At 66.3% G+C, this 15,944-nt stretch carries 16 protein-coding genes; 7 read left to right on the top strand and 9 right to left on the bottom strand.

What is annotated here, in order from left to right; genetic code table 11:
• Nucleotides 1–12: 12 nt before the first annotated feature.
• Entirely contained in the window at nucleotides 13–801 is a 789-nt protein-coding gene (locus tag AC3A4M_RS16300; RefSeq protein WP_498736931.1) for an IclR family transcriptional regulator, read from the bottom strand.
• Between the two features lie 176 nt (nucleotides 802–977).
• Here AC3A4M_RS16300 and AC3A4M_RS16295 point away from each other — a divergent pair, with 176 nt between their 5' ends.
• Genes AC3A4M_RS16295 through AC3A4M_RS16285 form a run of 3 tightly spaced genes read left to right on the top strand, consistent with a single transcriptional unit; the run spans nucleotide 978 to nucleotide 3,609 of the window.
• Nucleotides 978–1,694 carry a CoA transferase subunit A gene (locus AC3A4M_RS16295; RefSeq protein ID WP_498736930.1) on the top strand — a complete coding sequence of 239 codons (717 nt, stop codon included), beginning with the start codon at nucleotides 978–980 and terminating at the stop codon, nucleotides 1,692–1,694.
• A 35-nt stretch (nucleotides 1,695–1,729) separates the two neighbouring features.
• A complete protein-coding gene (locus AC3A4M_RS16290; protein ID WP_498736928.1) occupies nucleotides 1,730–2,422 on the top strand; it encodes a CoA transferase subunit B in 693 nt (230 codons plus the stop codon).
• Nucleotides 2,419–3,609 (top strand): acetyl-CoA acetyltransferase, encoded by a 1,191-nt coding sequence (locus AC3A4M_RS16285; RefSeq protein ID WP_498736927.1) that lies wholly within the window; start codon nucleotides 2,419–2,421, stop codon nucleotides 3,607–3,609. Before AC3A4M_RS16290 ends, AC3A4M_RS16285 begins: the two co-directional genes overlap by 4 nt.
• Nucleotides 3,610–3,698: 89 nt before the next feature.
• On the opposite strand, the gene AC3A4M_RS16280 is transcribed toward AC3A4M_RS16285, so the two are convergent.
• From AC3A4M_RS16280 to AC3A4M_RS16260, 5 genes are all read right to left on the bottom strand, one after another.
• Nucleotides 3,699–5,570 (bottom strand): cytochrome b/b6 domain-containing protein, encoded by a 1,872-nt coding sequence (locus AC3A4M_RS16280; RefSeq protein WP_498736926.1) that lies wholly within the window; start codon nucleotides 5,568–5,570, stop codon nucleotides 3,699–3,701.
• Nucleotides 5,571–5,622: 52 nt separating this feature from the next.
• On the bottom strand, nucleotides 5,623–6,603 hold the full coding sequence (locus tag AC3A4M_RS16275; protein ID WP_498736924.1) for an electron transfer flavoprotein subunit alpha/FixB family protein: 981 nt from the start codon (nucleotides 6,601–6,603) through the stop codon (nucleotides 5,623–5,625).
• A gap of 46 nt (nucleotides 6,604–6,649) precedes the next feature.
• Nucleotides 6,650–7,429 carry an electron transfer flavoprotein subunit beta/FixA family protein gene (locus AC3A4M_RS16270; protein WP_498736922.1) on the bottom strand — a complete coding sequence of 260 codons (780 nt, stop codon included), beginning with the start codon at nucleotides 7,427–7,429 and terminating at the stop codon, nucleotides 6,650–6,652.
• Between the two features lie 176 nt (nucleotides 7,430–7,605).
• A complete protein-coding gene (locus AC3A4M_RS16265) occupies nucleotides 7,606–8,403 on the bottom strand; it encodes a 3-hydroxybutyrate dehydrogenase (protein ID WP_498736921.1) in 798 nt (265 codons plus the stop codon).
• Between the two features lie 52 nt (nucleotides 8,404–8,455).
• Nucleotides 8,456–9,826 (bottom strand): MFS transporter, encoded by a 1,371-nt coding sequence (locus AC3A4M_RS16260; RefSeq protein WP_498736920.1) that lies wholly within the window; start codon nucleotides 9,824–9,826, stop codon nucleotides 8,456–8,458.
• 154 nt (nucleotides 9,827–9,980) lie between these two features.
• Here AC3A4M_RS16260 and AC3A4M_RS16255 point away from each other — a divergent pair, with 154 nt between their 5' ends.
• Nucleotides 9,981–10,913 carry a LysR family transcriptional regulator gene (locus AC3A4M_RS16255; protein ID WP_498736919.1) on the top strand — a complete coding sequence of 311 codons (933 nt, stop codon included), beginning with the start codon at nucleotides 9,981–9,983 and terminating at the stop codon, nucleotides 10,911–10,913.
• Here the strand turns inward: AC3A4M_RS16255 and AC3A4M_RS16250 are convergent.
• Nucleotides 10,907–11,107, bottom strand: coding sequence for a DUF8730 family Cys-rich protein (locus AC3A4M_RS16250; RefSeq protein WP_498736918.1), 201 nt, complete (start codon nucleotides 11,105–11,107; stop codon nucleotides 10,907–10,909). The two genes, AC3A4M_RS16255 and AC3A4M_RS16250, sit on opposite strands and share 7 nt — an antisense overlap.
• Nucleotides 11,108–11,291: 184 nt before the next feature.
• On the opposite strand from AC3A4M_RS16250, the gene AC3A4M_RS16245 reads away from it, so the two are divergent.
• Nucleotides 11,292–12,701: an MBL fold metallo-hydrolase gene (locus tag AC3A4M_RS16245; RefSeq protein ID WP_498736916.1), complete on the top strand. Its 1,410-nt coding sequence runs from the start codon at nucleotides 11,292–11,294 to the stop codon at nucleotides 12,699–12,701.
• A 78-nt stretch (nucleotides 12,702–12,779) separates the two neighbouring features.
• Here the strand turns inward: AC3A4M_RS16245 and AC3A4M_RS16240 are convergent, their stop codons facing one another.
• Nucleotides 12,780–13,037, bottom strand: coding sequence for a metal-sensitive transcriptional regulator (locus AC3A4M_RS16240; RefSeq protein ID WP_264670963.1), 258 nt, complete (start codon nucleotides 13,035–13,037; stop codon nucleotides 12,780–12,782).
• A 121-nt stretch (nucleotides 13,038–13,158) separates the two neighbouring features.
• On the opposite strand from AC3A4M_RS16240, the gene AC3A4M_RS16235 reads away from it, so the two are divergent.
• Together AC3A4M_RS16235 and AC3A4M_RS16230 are read left to right on the top strand one after the other, a co-directional pair.
• On the top strand, nucleotides 13,159–13,764 hold the full coding sequence (locus AC3A4M_RS16235; protein WP_498736915.1) for a rhodanese-like domain-containing protein: 606 nt from the start codon (nucleotides 13,159–13,161) through the stop codon (nucleotides 13,762–13,764).
• 69 nt (nucleotides 13,765–13,833) lie between these two features.
• Nucleotides 13,834–14,718, top strand: a complete 885-nt coding sequence (locus AC3A4M_RS16230) for a sulfite exporter TauE/SafE family protein (protein ID WP_498736914.1) — start codon at nucleotides 13,834–13,836, stop codon at nucleotides 14,716–14,718.
• A 126-nt stretch (nucleotides 14,719–14,844) separates the two neighbouring features.
• Here AC3A4M_RS16230 and hpaD read toward each other — a convergent pair whose 3' ends face one another.
• Nucleotides 14,845–15,918 carry a 3,4-dihydroxyphenylacetate 2,3-dioxygenase gene (gene hpaD / locus AC3A4M_RS16225; protein WP_498729480.1) on the bottom strand — a complete coding sequence of 358 codons (1,074 nt, stop codon included), beginning with the start codon at nucleotides 15,916–15,918 and terminating at the stop codon, nucleotides 14,845–14,847.
• Between the last annotated feature and the right edge of the window lie 26 nt (nucleotides 15,919–15,944).

Below are 15,944 nucleotides of genomic sequence, written 5' to 3'. Positions count from 1 at the left end.
AGCATCAAACGCTCAGCGCGCACTGACGTGCTCGCCCAGTTGCTGGGTGATCTTGTGCGCCTCCTCAAGCAGAAGTTTCCCGAGGAATTCCTGCCGTTCCGGGCGGAACCGCTGCTCGATGCCGGTGAGGGACAGAGCCCACGCCGGGTTGCCTTGGCGGTCGAAAACGGCGGCGCCCATACCCCAACTGCCCTCAAGGATGAGTCCGGGATTCACCGTGTAGCCGTTGCGACGGGTCACTTCCAGGTTCGCCCGGATCCGTTCTGCGGTATGGGCCGGGCCGAAGCGCTCGACGCGCGCACCGCCGTCGTCAAGCAACCGATCCACCTCCTCTTCCCGGAGGAAGGCCATGATGGCCAGTCCGGCGGAAGCAACTCCCAGCGGGAAGCGGACGCCCTCATGCAAAACGAACGAACGCACCGGAAAGCTGCCTTCGACCCGGAGCAGACACACTGTCTCGTCGCCGCGCCTAATGGAAAGGAATGCACTCTCCCCGGTTTCGTCTGCCAACCGCTGCAGACTCTGCCGCGCCAGGTCCTCGATGGCGTACCGGTTGGCGGCGACAGCTCCGAGGACATAGACCTCGGGGCCCAAGTGCCAGGTGCCCGTCTCGGCATGATGATCCAGCAGCCCCTCGGCCGCCAATGAGTTGAGCAGCCGGTAGACCGTGGGCCGCGTCAGACCCGATGCCTCGACGATAGCCGGAAGCGCCGCACCTTCCTCAGGGGAGCGCCCGACAATGCGCAGCAGCTGGGCCACCCGCCCGACCACCTGTGCCCCTTGGACCGTTTTCTCTGTCATTTCACTCCTTGAATCCACAATATGGACACTCTACTGCAGCATGTCCACACTGTGAATACACCGAGAATACCCCTCTTGACGCCTCCACGCGCGCACCGCTAGCCTGCAGGTAAACCACCTGTCCACAACATGGACAGCAAGGCGTGCGAACGTCAGACACTCAACGAGGAGGAAGCATGTCCAAAGTGGCAGCAGGACCCACGGCGGCACTGGAAAGTGTGCTGCATGACGGAATGACCATCGCTGTGGGCGGTTTCGGGCTCAGCGGCATCCCGGCCGACCTGATCGACGCCGTCCGCGACTCCGGCGTCAAGGACCTCACCGTTGTCTCCAACAACATGGGCATCGACGGCAAGGGGCTGGGTGTGCTGATCGAGTCCGGCCAGGTCCGTAAAGTCCTCGCCTCCTACGTGGGTGAAAATAAGCTCTTCGCCGAGCAGTTCCTCGCCGGGACCCTGGAAGTGGAGTTCAACCCCCAGGGCACGCTGGCCGAGCGACTGCGCGCCGGCGGCGCCGGCATCCCCGCGTTCTACACCAAGACCGGTGTCGGCACCCAGATCGCCGAGGGCAAGCCGCACGAAGAGTTCGACGGCGAACTGTACGTCCAGGAACGCGGCATCGTCGCGGACCTGGCCCTGGTCCACGCGCACACCGCGGACACCGACGGCAACCTGATCTACCGCTACACCGCCCGCAACTTCAACCCGGTGGTAGCCACCGCCGGCCGCGTCACCATCGCCGAGGCCGAGGTCATCGTCGAACCCGGCCAGCTGGACCCCAACCACATCGTCACACCGGGCGTTTACGTCCAGCACCTCGTCCAGGCCAGCGGACGCAGCAAGGACATCGAAAAGCTCACCGTCCGCCCGCGGCCCGCCGCCGTCGGCGCCTGAGCAGACCACCGGACACGAACCTGAAGGAGAGAACCATGGCTTGGACACGAGACGAGATGGCCGCCATCGCTGCCACCGAACTGAACGACGGCGACTACGTCAACCTCGGAATCGGCATCCCCACCCTGGTGGCGAACAACCTGCCGGAAGGCGTGCGGGTGGTGCTGCAAAGCGAGAACGGCCTGCTCGGCATGGGTCCGTTCCCCTACGAGGGCGAGGAAGACGCGGACCTGATCAACGCCGGCAAGCAAACCGTCACCGTGTTGCCCGGCGGGTCGATCTTCGACTCGGCCACGTCCTTCGGCATGATCCGCGGCGGGCATGTGAAGGTCGCCATCCTCGGCGCCATGGAGGTCTCCGGCGCCGGCGACCTCGCCAACTGGACCATTCCGGGCAAGATGGTCAAGGGCATGGGCGGCGCCATGGATCTGGTGGCCGGCACTCCCCGCGTGGTGGTGCTGACCGACCACGTGGCCAAGGACGGCAAGCCCAAGATCGTCAAGGAATGCTCGCTGCCGCTCACCGGCGTCCGCGTAGTCAACCGCATCATCACCGACCTGGCCGATTTCGATATCAACAACGACGGCGGCAGCCCGGCACTGGTACTGACGCAACTGGCGCCCGGAATCACTCTCGACGAGGTCCGGGACAAGACCGAGGCACCCTTCAGGGTAGCCCCCGAGCTCGAGGCCGAACTGGCTGCAACCTTGGAAGGAGCACAGCGATGAGCCTGCACGAACAATTCGGCAAAGACATTCTGCTCACCGGCTGGGGGCACTCCCGGTTCGGCAAACTGACCGACGAGACACTGGAATCCCTGATCGTCCAAGTCTCCCGCGAAGCCATCGCTAACGCCGGGCTGGAACCGGGACAGATCGACGAGATCTACCTGGGCCAGTTTAACTCCGGCATGCTGCCGTTGGGCTTCGCCTCGTCGCTGGCCTTGCAGGTCTCCGACGAGCTGGCCAACGTCCCGGCAACACGTGTGGAAAACGCCTGCGCCTCCGGCTCCGCGGCCGTCCAGCAGGGCGCCAAGTCGCTGCTCGCCGGCACCGCGAAGAACGTGCTGGTCATCGGGGCCGAAAAGATGACCCAGGCCGGGCCCGACGTCGTCGGAGCGGCGCTGCTCGGCGCCGACTACGACATGGCCGGCAAGTCCTCCACCACCGGCTTCGCCGGGCTCTTCGCCGAGACCGCCAAGCACTACGAGAAACGCTACGGCCCGGCGGGGGACGTGCTCGGCTCGATCGCCGCGAAGAACCACCGCAACGGCGTGCTGAACCCCTACGCCCAGCTGCGCAAGGACCTCGGCGAAGAGTTCTGCCGGACCGTTTCGGATAAGAACCCGATGGTCGCCGACCCGCTACGCCGCACGGATTGCTCCCCAGTATCCGACGGCGCTGCCACCCTCGTTCTCACCAGCGGCCCCGCGCCGTCGTCGTCGGCCACTGCACCGGTCCGGCTCACCGGATTCGGCCAGGCCAATGACTTCATGCCCGTGGAAAAGCGCGATCCCACCGCGTTCGCCGGCAGCGTCGCAGCCTGGCAGCGCGCGCTGGCGATGGCCGGCACCGGATTGGACGGGCTGGACTTCGCCGAAGTACACGACTGCTTCACCATCGCCGAACTGATCATGTACGAAGTCATGGGCCTCACCCCGGCCGGCGAAGGCCGGCGCGCCATCGAAGAAGGCTGGGTTTACCGGGACGGCAAACTGCCCGTGAACCTCTCCGGCGGGCTCAAGGCGAAGGGCCACCCCGTCGGAGCCACCGGCGTCTCCCAGCACGTGGTCACGGCCATGCAGCTCAGCGGTACGGCCGGCGAAATGCAACTGCCCGGTGCGCGCCGCGCCGCCGTACACAACATGGGCGGCCTCGCCATCGCCAACTACGTCAGCGTGCTCGAAGCAGTCTAGTACCCGGCGCCGACCGGCTCTACATGCCGCGGCGAAGAGCCCGCCATCTCCAGCGCTGTGCGGGATGGCGGGCTCTTCGCTTCTCGTCGCTACTTGGAGACCTTGCCCATCCGGGCGGCGATGGGTGTGGTGAAGAGCGGTTTCGTCAGGAACCACGCGGCCGCGATAACCAGCAGGGAGAGCACGAAGATGATCAGCCCCCACCAGTCCACGACGTCCCGCGAGGTGTACATGTGGTTCAGGTTGCGCAGCGCCCCGGTAAAGAAGACCAGGAACACGTGCACGATGGTGAAGGCGACGAAGTAGAGCATCACGGGAAAATGGATCGCCCGGGCCCACTCCACCGGGTACGCCTTGTTGAGCCCGGTGGCCTGATCCGGCCACCAGGTGGAGATCCGGATACCGGAAATGATCGCCAGCGGCGCAGCAATGAACACGGTGATGAAGTACGTCATGACCTGCAGCGCATTGTAGTGCACCCACCCGTTCTCCGTGGGCCAGTCCAGGGAAACGTACTGGATGCCGGCCGAGAGCATGTTCGGGAAGATGTCCCAGCTGGTTGGCACAATGCGCATCCACTGCCCGGTGGCCAGCAGAAGGACGATGAAGACCAGCCCGTTGACCACCCAGAGCACGTCCAGGCTCTGGTGCAGCCACTGGGACAAAGAGACCTTCTTCGGGGTGTTGCCCTTCGGTGAGAAGAACGAGTCCTTCTTCGCCGTCCAGTAACCGGGAGGCTTGCGCTCGGTGCGCACCTGCAGGCCCGTCCGGACGATAAGCACGATAAAGAACATGTTGAAGAAGTGCTGCCAGCCCAACCACGCCGGCAACCCGACCGGGGCACTGTCCGGCTGGGACGCGTGGCCGTCGTAGGTCGCAATGAACTCCTGCACCGGCTCCATACTCCGCAGCCACCGGGCACAGAGCACCGCTACCACAGCTAACACCAGCACGACGGCGGTCACCAGCACCGGCTTCAGCCACGCCGGGCGTTCGCTCGCCTTGGTGGTTCCGCTGGACGGGGCGGGCCGGCCGGAGGTTGTAGGCGGAGTCGATCCGGAGCCGCTCCGGGCGGCGGCATCGGCGGTCGGTGTGGAAGTCGGTGTCGCGGGCGGCGTCGGTGCCGGTGATCCCATCCGCGAGCGATTCGGCACGGCAGCGTCACCTTGGACAGGAGCCGGGCTCTTGGCCGCTGCGGTTCCCTGCCCTTGGGTAGCGCCCATGCGCTGGCGGGTGCCGCCAGCAGCGACGGGTTTGGCTTCAGGGGATCCGGCCGGTGCCGGGGCTGCTCCCATCCGGGTCTTGCCCGCTGCCGTCGGAGCCGATTCCTGCCCGGCTGTCGATGGCACTGCACCCATACGCTGCTTCCGCACTGGAGCAACAGGCGGTGCATCGGTGGAGGCGGCCGGCTGGACGCCCATGCGCTGCTTGCGCACGGGAGCGGCACGTGGTTCATCGGCGGGTGCCGCATCCAGAGGTGCTGCAGTGGTGGAAGCGGCCGGTTGTGCACCCATGCGCTGCTTGCGCACCGGGGCCGGTGGCTGGGGCGTCTTCGGCGGCTCCGAGGCCTTGGCAGCCGGTCCCACGCCGCTGTCGATCTGCTTTTCCTGCGGCAAGGGCCGATAGCCGCCCATCCGCTGCTTCTTCGCTGGAGCGGCCGGTGCGGATTGCGTTCCCGGCGACGGCGCGGCAGCCGCATCCTGTGCAGGCGACGCCGCGCGCGGTGCCGCCTGCATTTCCGCGGCCGAGGCCTGGGCTGGTGTCTGACTCGCGCCCTGTTCCGGTGCCTGCGAGACTGGCGCCTTCGGTTCCGTCGAACTCTCAGTCGAGGCCGGCATCGTGCCCGCGGCGTCGACGTCGTTCGCCACCCCATCCTGCTGAACCTGCGGTGTCAGCGGCCGGTATCCGGCCATGCGCTGACGACGCGGAGCGCGGTCAGCCGCACTGTTCTCGTTGGTCATCGTGTCTCTCGCCTCCGGGACGGTCAATCAGGTGCAGCAGATCCGCGAGGACTCAGCCGCGGCGCGCGTTGATCTCGTCGATCAACTGGGGCACCACGGTGAAGACGTCGCCGACCACGCCGAAGTCGGCGATCTCGAAGATCGGTGCGTCCCCGTCCTTGTTAATGGCCACAATCGTCTTCGCGGTCTGCATGCCGGAGCGGTGCTGGATGGCGCCGGAGATCCCCAAGGCCACATATAGGTCCGGCGTCACCGAGACGCCGGTCTGCCCCACCTGGAACGACTGGGGCACGTAGCCCGAGTCCACGGCCGCACGGGATGCGCCGACCGCGGCGCCGAGACTGTCCGCGAGCTGCTCGACCAGGGCGAAGTTCTCCTTCGAGCCAAGTCCGCGCCCGCCGGAGACCACGGCCTGGGCGCCCCGCAGCGCCGGCCGGTCGGTCTGGGCCGGGGCGTCCAGGACCTGGTCGATCCGCGCTCCCGGGGCAGCGGCGGTGGACACCGGAACGGTCTTGACCTGCGGATCGGCTACTGCCTCGGCCCGCGCATCAATTGATCCCGGTCGAACTGTGACGATCATGAGACCGCCCTCGATCGTCGACTGTGTGGTGAAGTCACCGCCGAACACCGAGTGCTCTACGATGACCTCCTGCCCCTCTTCGTCGTAGCGCACCCCTACGGCGTCGGCGGCCACGGAGCCACCGGCGATGATCGCCAACCGTCCGGCGACAGTCTTGGAGTCATTGGTGTTCGACACCAGCACAGTTTGGGCGGAGTACTCCTTTATGGCGTCGGCCAGGGCCCCGACCTCCGCGGTGCCAAGCTCGGTGTTCGCCGTGTCGGATTCGGCCAGGTAGACATGGGCGGCGCCCAGCGAACCCAGCTGCGCCGCGAGTTCCGCGCCCTGCCCCGGCGGGGTCACCGCCACGGCCACCGGTGTGCCGATGGCTGCGGCCGCGCCGAGCAGGCCGGCCGCCGTCGGCTTCGACGCGCCGGCGGCGGTGGTTTCGATCAGTACCAGGATGTTTCCCATAATGTTTGCCCTTCCGGTCAATCAGGTCATCAAGTCAGGTGTGCGGTCAGATCAACCGCTGGGCGGCGAGGAACTCGGCCAACTGGCTGGCCGCCGTGCCGTCGTCGACGACCTTCGGACCGGCTTCCTTCGGCGGGCGCGCCTCGGCGGAGACCATCACCGAGCGAACCGGAGCCGCGTCCGGGCCGGCCTGGATGCCCAGCTCAGCCAGGGACCAGGTTTCCATCGGCTTCTTCTTGGCCTGCATGATGCCCTTGAAATTCGGAAAGCGCGCCTCCGCAGACTTCTCCGTGACAGAGATGGCCGCCGGCAGCCCGGAGCTGAGGCTCAGCGATCCGCCGTCGACCTGGGTTGTCCCGGAGACGCCCTCGGCGGTGATGGCCACCTCGTCGAGGCTGGGCAGCACCGGCCAGCCTAGAATCTCCGCGACCATCGCCGGGACCATTCCACCGCGGCCGTCGGTAGCTTCATTGCCGGCCACCAGCAGGTCCGGGGCGATCCGCTGCACCGCAGCCGCCAGCACCCGCGAGGTCTGGACCATGTCCGATCCGGCCAGCGCGGGGTCCGTGACCAACACAGCCGAATCCGCGCCCATCGACAGCAGTTTACGAAGCGTCTTAGTCGTATCTTCCAACCCCATGGAGAGCGCGACGATCTCGGCGTCGGAGTTCGCGTCCTTGAACTGCAGCGCGACTTCCAGAGCACGCTCGTTGATCTCATCCGGCACCGGCTCGGAGGCTTCCCGGTCCAGCATGCCGGTTTCCAGGTTGATCTTGCGGTCCGACCAAGTGTCCGGTACCTGCTTGGCCAACACGACAATCTTCATGACGGGCTCTCCTTACTCACGAGTTGGTCCGGTTTATCAGCAGTCTATCTGCCCCTGCCCGGCGCACTCGACGAGTTCCAGAGCGTGACCGCAACAAAACGACGCCGGCACTCAGATGGGTGGAAAACCCAGCCGAGTGCCGACGTCGTACGTAACTTTGTTGCAGGAAGCGCCGTTTACCGCGCGGACCAACCGCCGTCCATGGTGTAGCTGGCGCCCGTGACCATTGACGCATCGTCGCTGGCCAGCCAGGCCACCAGTGAGGCCACTTCCTCCGGCTCGACCAGGCGTTTGATGGCGCTTTCCGTCAGCATGATCTTCGCCAGCACCTCGGACTCGGGAATGCCGTGGACCCGCGCCTGGTCAGCAATCTGCTTTTCCACTAGCGGGGTGCGGACGTAGCCGGGGTTGACGCAGTTGCTGGTCACGCCGTACTCGCCGCCCTCCAAGGCAGTGACCTTGGACAGGCCTTCGAGCCCGTGCTTGGCGGTGACGTAGGCGGACTTGAACGGGGAAGCACGCAGCCCGTGCACGGAGGAAACGTTGATGATACGGCCGAATCCCTGTGCATACATCTTCGGCAGTGCCGCGCGGACCAACAGGAACGGGACCTCCAGCATCAGCGTCAGGATCCGCCGGAAGTCCTCCGGGTTGAAGTCCTGGATCGGGCTGACGTGCTGGATGCCGGCGTTGTTGACCAGGATGTCCACGCCGTCGAGCGCTTCGGTGAGCTGATCGTCGGTGACGGCCGACGGGTCCAGCAGGTCAGCTGCCCAGCTTGAGCCGCCGACTTCTCTGGCCACCGCCTCGGCGCCGGCCTGGTCCACGTCCGCGACGACCACGCGGGCGCCGCGGGCGGCGAGGGCATGCACCACAGCCAAGCCGATCCCGCTGGCGCCGCCGGTGACCAGGGCCCGCCTGCCCGCCAGTGGTTGGGCGGCGGGCTCGTTGGTCCGTTCGGTTTCGTTGGTCATGAAAGTTCCCTTACGTAGAGCAGGTTGATGCTTGTTGCGGGCGTGGACTGGCTCAGTTGGTGACGCGGGCCGTGTTCAGTCCATGCTTGCGGGCGTCGGCGTCGTCAATGTCGTGCAGGGACGCGCCCCGGGTTTCCTTCAGCGTGATCACCGCGACGGCGGTAATGGCACAGGCCACCGCCACGTAGATGGCTACTGGGACCCAGGAACCGAAGTCCTGCAGCAACGCGGTCGCGATGATCGGCGCCATCGAGCCGGCAACAATCGAGGTGACCTGGTAGCCCAGGGAGACGCCGGAGTAGCGCATGCGGGTGGGGAACATTTCTGCCATGATGGCCGGCTGGCCCGCGTACATCAACGCGTGGAAGCACAGGCCGATGGTCACGGCGGCGATGATGATAAACGGGTTCTGCGTATCGAACATCGGGAAGGCGAAGAACGCCCAACTGGCTCCGAGCACCGCACCGGCCAGGTAAACCGGCTTGCGGCCGAAGGCATCCGAGAGCCTGCCGACCTGCGGAATCACAATGAAGTGGATGACGTGCGCCACCAGCAGCGCCAGCAGCAACTGGCTCGTGTCGTACTCGTGCTCGGTCTTCAGGTACACGATGGTGAAACTGACGATGATGTAGTAGAGGATGTTCTCGGCGAAGCGCAGGCCCATGGCGCCGAAGATGCCCTTGGGGTACTTCTTCACAACCTCCATCACCCCGTAGCTGACGGCCTTGTCGGCTTCCACCTGGGCGCGGGCTTCCAGGAAGATCGGTGCCTCACTGACGTGGGTGCGGATGTAGTAGCCGATGATGACGATGAACGCGGACACCCAGAAGGCCACGCGCCAGCCCCAGCTGAGGAACTGGTCCGAGGGGAGGATCCAGGACATGCCCAGCAGCACCAGGGTGGCAAGCAGGTTGCCCACCGGAACGGCGGCCTGCGGCCAGCTGGACCAGAACCCGCGCGACTTGTTCGGGCTGTGTTCGGCCACGAGCAGGACGGCTCCGCCCCACTCGCCGCCCACGGCGAAGCCCTGGACGAAGCGCAGGATCACCAGCAGTGCCGGCGCCCAGTAGCCGATGGAGTTGAAGCCGGGCAGGCAGCCCATCAGGAACGTGGCCACGCCCACCATGATGATGGTGACCTGCAGGGTGTGCTTGCGGCCGAGCTTGTCGCCGATCTGGCCGAACACAATGCCGCCGAGTGGACGGGCGATGAAGCCCACTGCGTAGGTCAGGAAGGCCGCGATGATGCCGTCCAGCTCCGTGTCCGCATTGGGGAAGAAGAACTGGCCGAAGACCAGCGAGGCGGCGGTGGCGTAGAGGAAGAACTCGTACCACTCCACCACCGTGCCCACCATCGAGGCGGCCACAATCTTTTTCAGTCCCGATTTCTCCGTCTCCGGGGACGTCGGCTTGTTGACGCTCATCGGCGCACTCCTTTGTTCTGCAGGTGTCAGCGTTGACATCGGCGTTTGCGGGGTCCTGTGTTCCAGCACACAGGACGGCTCTACCGAGTATGGACACAGCCAATGCTGTGCATCAATGACCAGTTGCGCAGAGATGAAGTGCACAATTGCAGATATGAACCACCAGTCCCCCGGCACCGCCGCCGCGAACCCTCATGATCTGCTGATCCTGCTTGCCGTGGCGCGGACCGGAAGATTTACGACGGCGGCCGAGAGCCTGGGTTTGAACCACACCACCGTCTCGCGCCGGATCGCCGCGCTGGAGAAGAGCCTCGGCGGCCGGACGCTTGCGCGCACCGTGGGCGGCTGGGAGCTGACGGACCTGGGCCGCCGGGCCATGCGGGCCGCCGAAGACGTGGAGACCGCGGTGGCTGCCATACACGAAGGCGAGGAGGAAGCGGACCAGATCGCCGGCGTCGTACGCATTTCCGCCACCGATGGCTTCAGCGCGTTCATCATCGCGCCGGCGGTGGCTCAGCTACGCCGGAAGCACCCGAACCTCAGCGTGGAGATCGTCAACGTCACGCGACGGGCGCTGCAGCACCGCTCCGGCTTGGACCTGGAGGTGGTGGTCGGCGAACCGCAGGTGCACCGTGCCGAGGCCATCCGACTGGGCCACTACATGCTGGGAATGTATGCCTCGCGCCGCTACCTGGAGGACTTCGGCACGCCCGCCAGCGTCGCCGAACTGAGCGAGCACCGGCTGGTGTACTTCGTCGATTCGATGCTGCAGGTTGATGATCTGGATGCGCCGCGGCGGCTCGTTCCCGGCATGCTGGATTCGCTCAGTTCCACTAACGTTTTCGTCCACGTCGAGGCCACGCGGGCCGGTGCCGGGATCGGCTTCCTGCCCTGTTTCATGGCTGGCCGCCACCCGGATCTGGTCCGGCTGCTGCCCGAGGACTTCCAGGAACGACTCCCTTATTGGATGGTGCTGCGTCCGGACTCGCTGCGCCAGCCCGCCGTCGCTGCCGTAGCCGAGGCGCTGCGCCGCCGGACGGCCGCCGTCGAAGACGCCCTGCTGGGCCGCGAACCGCTGGATTACTGAGAACGACGGCGGGTGCGTCGCCGGCCGAAAATTCCCCTGATCCAGCCGAAGCCGACGCCGGCCTGCCAGCCGGCTCCGGTAGCGCAGGTGCAGCGGCGCGACTGCGGAACGTTACGCATCACTTGATCAACATGGTTGCCGCAGCCTGCCCACGTCGCCTTTCCACATTTTTGGCATGTCGCCGTCCGGCACATTCAAGACCCTCCATCATGTTTCGGCAGGTAGCCGCTTTACGTGCGGCACCCCTCATCATGCATACCCCCATGGGTAAGACGAAGCAACGAGATCGGCGCTTGCCTTATACCCCCATGGGTATTACGGTTGTCATTGAAGCGATACCCCCGGGGGTACCTCAGGAAGCGACGACAAGGAGACTAAATGCTGCTCGAGCGAATCTATGACCAGGACCTGGCCCAGGCCGGCTACTTCATCGGCTGCCAGCGCAAGGGTGAAGCCGTGGTGGTCGACGCCCGCCGCGACATCGAGGTTTACCTGGACCTGGCCAAGGCCAACGGGATGAAGATTGTGGCCGTGGCCGAGACGCATATCCATGCCGACTACCTCTCTGGGACCCGCGAACTGGCCGCGGCCACCGGCGCCGGCATTTACGTTTCCGGTGAAGGCGGGACGGACTGGCAGTACGGGTTCGACGCCGAACGCCTGCACGACGGCGACACGATCTCGATCGGAAACATCACGGCCCGGGCCCTGCACACTCCCGGACACACCCCCGAGCACCTCTCGTTCCTGGTCACCGACGGGGCATTCAGCGACCAGCCCGGCTACCTGCTCTCCGGCGACTTCGTCTTCGCCGGCGACCTGGGCCGCCCGGACCTGCTGGATGAGGCCACGGGCGGCATCGACACCCGCTTCGAGGGCGCGAAGCAGCTCTTCGCCAGCCTGCGGACCAAGTTCCTGGCGTTGCCGGACCACGTCCAGGTGCACCCGGGCCACGGTTCCGGCAGTGCCTGCGGCAAGGCTCTCGGCGCCATCCCGTCCACGACCGTCGGCTATGAGCGGCTGTACGCCTGGTGGGGCAAGTATCTGGAAGCCAACGACGAGCAGGGCTTCATCGATGAACTGCTCAACGGCCAGCCCGACGCGCACGCCTACTTCGGCCGGATGAAGCGCCAGAACCGCCTCGGCCCGGAGGTTCTGGGCAAACGCGGCCCGCTGCCCGAACTGGACAACCAGGCCGTCGCTGCGGACCTGGTCGCCGACAAGGTGACCTTTGTCGATACCCGCCCTAACGCGCAGGTCCATGAAGGAACTGTGGCTGGAGCCCTGAATATCCCGGCCGGGAACAAGGCCGCCAGCTTCGGCGCCTGGGCCTATGACCCGGAGACCGACGACCGCCCGCTGCTCCTGCTCGCCTCCGACCAGGACGCAGCACAGCAGATGTGGGACCATCTCGTGCGCGTGGGCATCGACAATGTTGCCGGCTACACAACGAGCCTGGACGGGCTGCCCATCGTGGTCCCGCCCCTGATCCAGCCAGAGGAACTCGACGGTTTCGACGCCGCCCTTGTCCTGGACGTGCGGAACAAGAGCGAGCACGCCGCCGGGCACATCCCCGGCTCCGAGCAGCTCAGCGCCGGCCGGGTGCTCTGGAACCTGGACCAGCTTCCAGCCGACGGCCCCATCGTGACCTATTGCCAGAGCGGGGTCCGCAACTCCGTCGCCGCAAGCACCCTGCGCCGCGCGGGCTACCACGTCGTCGAACTCGACGGCAGCTACGCCGCATGGGAAGCCCGGCAGAACACCGGAGAGAACATCCCGGCCCGCTAGCCATTGCACGCCAACAAATAAGAAGGCGACCTCGCGCAGTTTCGATCGCGCGGGGTCGCCTTCTCAGGCCTGCCGAGGTCAGGCCAGGGAGAGGAAGAGTTTTTCCAGTTCCTTCTTGTCGAGGGAGTTGTCCTGCTTGGCCAGGCACTGCTCCAGGCCGGTGGAAATAATCGCGAACCCTGCCTTGTCCAGCGCCTTCGAGACGGCGGCGAGCTGGGTGACCACGTCCTTGCAGTCGCGGCCCTCCTCGAGCATCCGCGTAACGGCGGCCAGCTGGCCCTGGGCGCGCTTGAGCCGGTTGATGACCGGGGTGAGTTCGGTGCTGTCGAGCTGCATGATGTTCTCCTCGAGGTGAAAGCCTTCCTCCATTTTATACCCCGTGGGGTTTATTGCATACCCCCGGGGGTATGTGGCAGACTTGTGGCGAAACACCCACCCCTTGAAAGGAAACTCCCCTTTGGCTTCCGAAACTTTGACCGTGACCGCCCTCGACGCGCCGACGCTGCGTGAATGGATGGGCAAGCACCAGGACCTGACCGTGATCGACGTCCGCTCCGCCGCCGAGTTCGAGACCATGCACATCCGCGGCTCCTACAACGTGCCGCTGCCGCTGCTTTCCGAGCACACCGACGAACTCGCCGAACGCCTCGGGGCGCGCGTTGTCCTGGTCTGCCAGTCGGGCGTCCGCGCCGAGCAGGCCCGCCAGCGTTTGAACAACGCCGGAATCGGCGCGGCCCGCGTGCTCACCGGCGGCGTGCCCGGCTTCGCTGCCGTTGGCGGCGACGTCGTCCGCGGCGCGCAGCGCTGGGACCTCGAACGCCAGGTCCGCATGGCAGCCGGCACCCTCGTCGTCGGCGGGTTGCTAGCGGGCAAATTCGTCTCCCCGAAGCTGCGCCTGATTGCCGGTGCCATCGGCACCGGCCTGACCTTCTCTGCGGCGACGAACACCTGCGCCATGGGCAAAGCCCTGTCCAAAATGCCGTGGAACAAGGCGGCAGCCGAGCCCACTGCCGACAGCGCCATCCGGCAGCTGCCGCGCACCTCGGCCTGCCCCCTCCCCTAAGCCGGTTCCCGCCCGGTCCCCACCCCGGGCGGGAACCCGCCGACCCGCTGCCCCAGAAGGACTGACCACATGACCGTTGCCCTCACAGCCACCCTGCTGCTCTCCGTAGTCATCGGGCTCTCCCTCGGCCTGCTCGGAGGCGGAGGCTCCATCCTCACGGTCCCCATCCTCACCTACGTCGCAGGCCTCGACCCCAAGGAAGCCATCGCGGCGTCGTTGTTTGTCGTCGGTGCCACCTCGGCATTCAGCGCCGTTGACCACGCCCGCAAAGGCCGGGTGAAGTGGCGCACCGGCCTGATCTTCGGCGCCGCAGGCATGGCCGGGGCGTTCGGTGGAGGCCTGCTCGGCGGGCACATCCCCGGCACCATCCTCATGATCGCGTTCGCCCTCATGATGGTCGCCACCTCCATCGCCATGATCCGCGGCCGAAGGAAAAAGACCGCCGCCGCCAACAACAGCGAACTGCCCGTCCTCAAAGTCGTCCTCGAAGGCCTTGTCGTTGGTCTGGTCACCGGACTCGTCGGCGCCGGCGGCGGTTTCCTCGTCGTCCCGGCCCTCGCCCTCCTCGGAGGCCTCGCCATGCCCGTCGCCGTGGGCACCTCGCTGGTCGTCATCGCCCTGAAATCCTTCGCCGGGCTCGGCGGCTACCTCACTACAGTCAGCCTCGATTGGGGCCTCGTCGCCGCCGTCACCGCGGCCGCGATCGTCGGCTCCGTCGCCGGCTCCCCCCTCGCCGGCCGCCTTCCTGAAGCGGCCATGCGCAAGGGCTTCGGGCTCTTCGTCCTGGCCATGGGCGTCTTCGTCCTTGTCCAGGAACTCCCGGCGCCGGCCAACGTCATCCTCGCCATCACCGCCGCCGCGCTGGCCCTGGCCGCGCTCACCTGCCGGTTCGCCATCCCTGCGTGCCCGCTCCGCAGAGCCGTCGTCCATCCCGCGCCCGCAGCAACCCCATGACGTCTGTTCGTCCCCACCGACCAGCCGGAGCGCACAGGCAATAGGGCTATTAAATGCACGACGGCGGAGCCCGGCAATCTGCCGCACCCCACCGTCGTTCTTTGCTACGGCTTTGCTCCAGCTTGGCTAGAGTTGGGCGCCGACCTTGAAGCCGCGTTCCTCGCCCGGTTCGCGGGTGTAGGAGAAGCCGTCGGCTCCGATGGTCACGGCCATTTCGGAGGCGTCGGTACGCTGGATGACCGGCTGGGGGTTGCCGTCCAGGTCCAGGACCAGGGAGGCCTCGGTGTACCAGGACGGCACTACCGGGTTACCCCACCAGTCGCGGCGCTGGTTGTCGTGGACGTCCCAGGTGACGGTGGGGTTGTCCGGGTCTCCGGTGTAGTAGTCCTGGGTGTAGATCTCGATGCGGTGGCCATCCGGATCCAGGATGTACAGGTAGAACGCGTTGGAGACGCCGTGGCGGCCGGGGCCGCGTTCGATCCGGTCGGAGATGCGCAGGGCGCCCATCTTGTCGCAGATCTGGATGATGTTGTGCTTTTCGTGCGTGGCGAAGGCAACGTGGTGCATGCGCGGGCCGTCGCCGCCGGTGAGGGCGGTGTCGTGGACGGTCTGCTTGCGGTGCATCCAGGCCGCGTAGGTGACGCCGTCGGAATCCTTGATGTCTTCGGAGACGCGGAAGCCCAGGTCCTCCAGGTACTTGCGCCCGCGGGGTACGTCCGGGGTGACCTGGTTGAAGTGGTCCAGGCGGACCAGTTCGCCGGCGCTGTAGAGGTCGTAGCGCTGCGTGAGTCTCTCGACGTGCTCCACGTCGTAGAAGAACTCGTACGGGAAACCCAGCGGGTCCTCCACGCGGACGGAGTCCCCGATGCCCTTGGAGAAGCCGTCCTTGCGGCGCTCGGTGCGGCAGCCGAGTTCCTTGTAGTACGCCTCGGCGGCGTCCACTTCGGCCGGGGACTTCACCCGGTAGGCAAACGATGCCACGGCGGCGACCGGGCCCTTGCGCAGCACCAGGTTGTGGTGGATGAACTCCTCGAAGGAGCGCAGGTAGATGGTGTTCTCGTCCTCTTCGGTCACGTGCAGGCCGAGGACGTCCACGTAGAACTCGCGGGACTTGGCCAGGTCCGTCACGACCAGATCCATGTACGCGCAGCGGACAATGTCCGGAGCAGGGACGCTGGGCTTGGGAATTTCGTTGCTCATGGTGGTTCCTTAGAATTTTTGGATTG

It is taken from the genome of Arthrobacter sp. Soil_C_60, assembly GCF_057656375.1.
The sequence above is the reverse complement of the archived record's forward strand: the minus strand, read 5'-3'. Positions and strand labels throughout refer to the sequence as shown.

Coding starts and splice junctions, on each gene's coding strand:
- AC3A4M_RS16300 (WP_498736931.1), bottom strand. CDS start 801: ATGACAGAGAAAACGGTCCAAGGGGCACAGGTGGTCGGGCGGGTGGCC.
- AC3A4M_RS16295 (WP_498736930.1), top strand. CDS start 978: ATGTCCAAAGTGGCAGCAGGACCCACGGCGGCACTGGAAAGTGTGCTG.
- AC3A4M_RS16290 (WP_498736928.1), top strand. CDS start 1,730: ATGGCTTGGACACGAGACGAGATGGCCGCCATCGCTGCCACCGAACTG.
- AC3A4M_RS16285 (WP_498736927.1), top strand. CDS start 2,419: ATGAGCCTGCACGAACAATTCGGCAAAGACATTCTGCTCACCGGCTGG.
- AC3A4M_RS16280 (WP_498736926.1), bottom strand. CDS start 5,570: ATGACCAACGAGAACAGTGCGGCTGACCGCGCTCCGCGTCGTCAGCGC.
- AC3A4M_RS16275 (WP_498736924.1), bottom strand. CDS start 6,603: ATGGGAAACATCCTGGTACTGATCGAAACCACCGCCGCCGGCGCGTCG.
- AC3A4M_RS16270 (WP_498736922.1), bottom strand. CDS start 7,429: ATGAAGATTGTCGTGTTGGCCAAGCAGGTACCGGACACTTGGTCGGAC.
- AC3A4M_RS16265 (WP_498736921.1), bottom strand. CDS start 8,403: ATGACCAACGAAACCGAACGGACCAACGAGCCCGCCGCCCAACCACTG.
- AC3A4M_RS16260 (WP_498736920.1), bottom strand. CDS start 9,826: ATGAGCGTCAACAAGCCGACGTCCCCGGAGACGGAGAAATCGGGACTG.
- AC3A4M_RS16255 (WP_498736919.1), top strand. CDS start 9,981: ATGAACCACCAGTCCCCCGGCACCGCCGCCGCGAACCCTCATGATCTG.
- AC3A4M_RS16250 (WP_498736918.1), bottom strand. CDS start 11,107: ATGTGCCGGACGGCGACATGCCAAAAATGTGGAAAGGCGACGTGGGCA.
- AC3A4M_RS16245 (WP_498736916.1), top strand. CDS start 11,292: ATGCTGCTCGAGCGAATCTATGACCAGGACCTGGCCCAGGCCGGCTAC.
- AC3A4M_RS16240 (WP_264670963.1), bottom strand. CDS start 13,037: ATGCAGCTCGACAGCACCGAACTCACCCCGGTCATCAACCGGCTCAAG.
- AC3A4M_RS16230 (WP_498736914.1), top strand. CDS start 13,834: ATGACCGTTGCCCTCACAGCCACCCTGCTGCTCTCCGTAGTCATCGGG.
- hpaD (WP_498729480.1), bottom strand. CDS start 15,918: ATGAGCAACGAAATTCCCAAGCCCAGCGTCCCTGCTCCGGACATTGTC.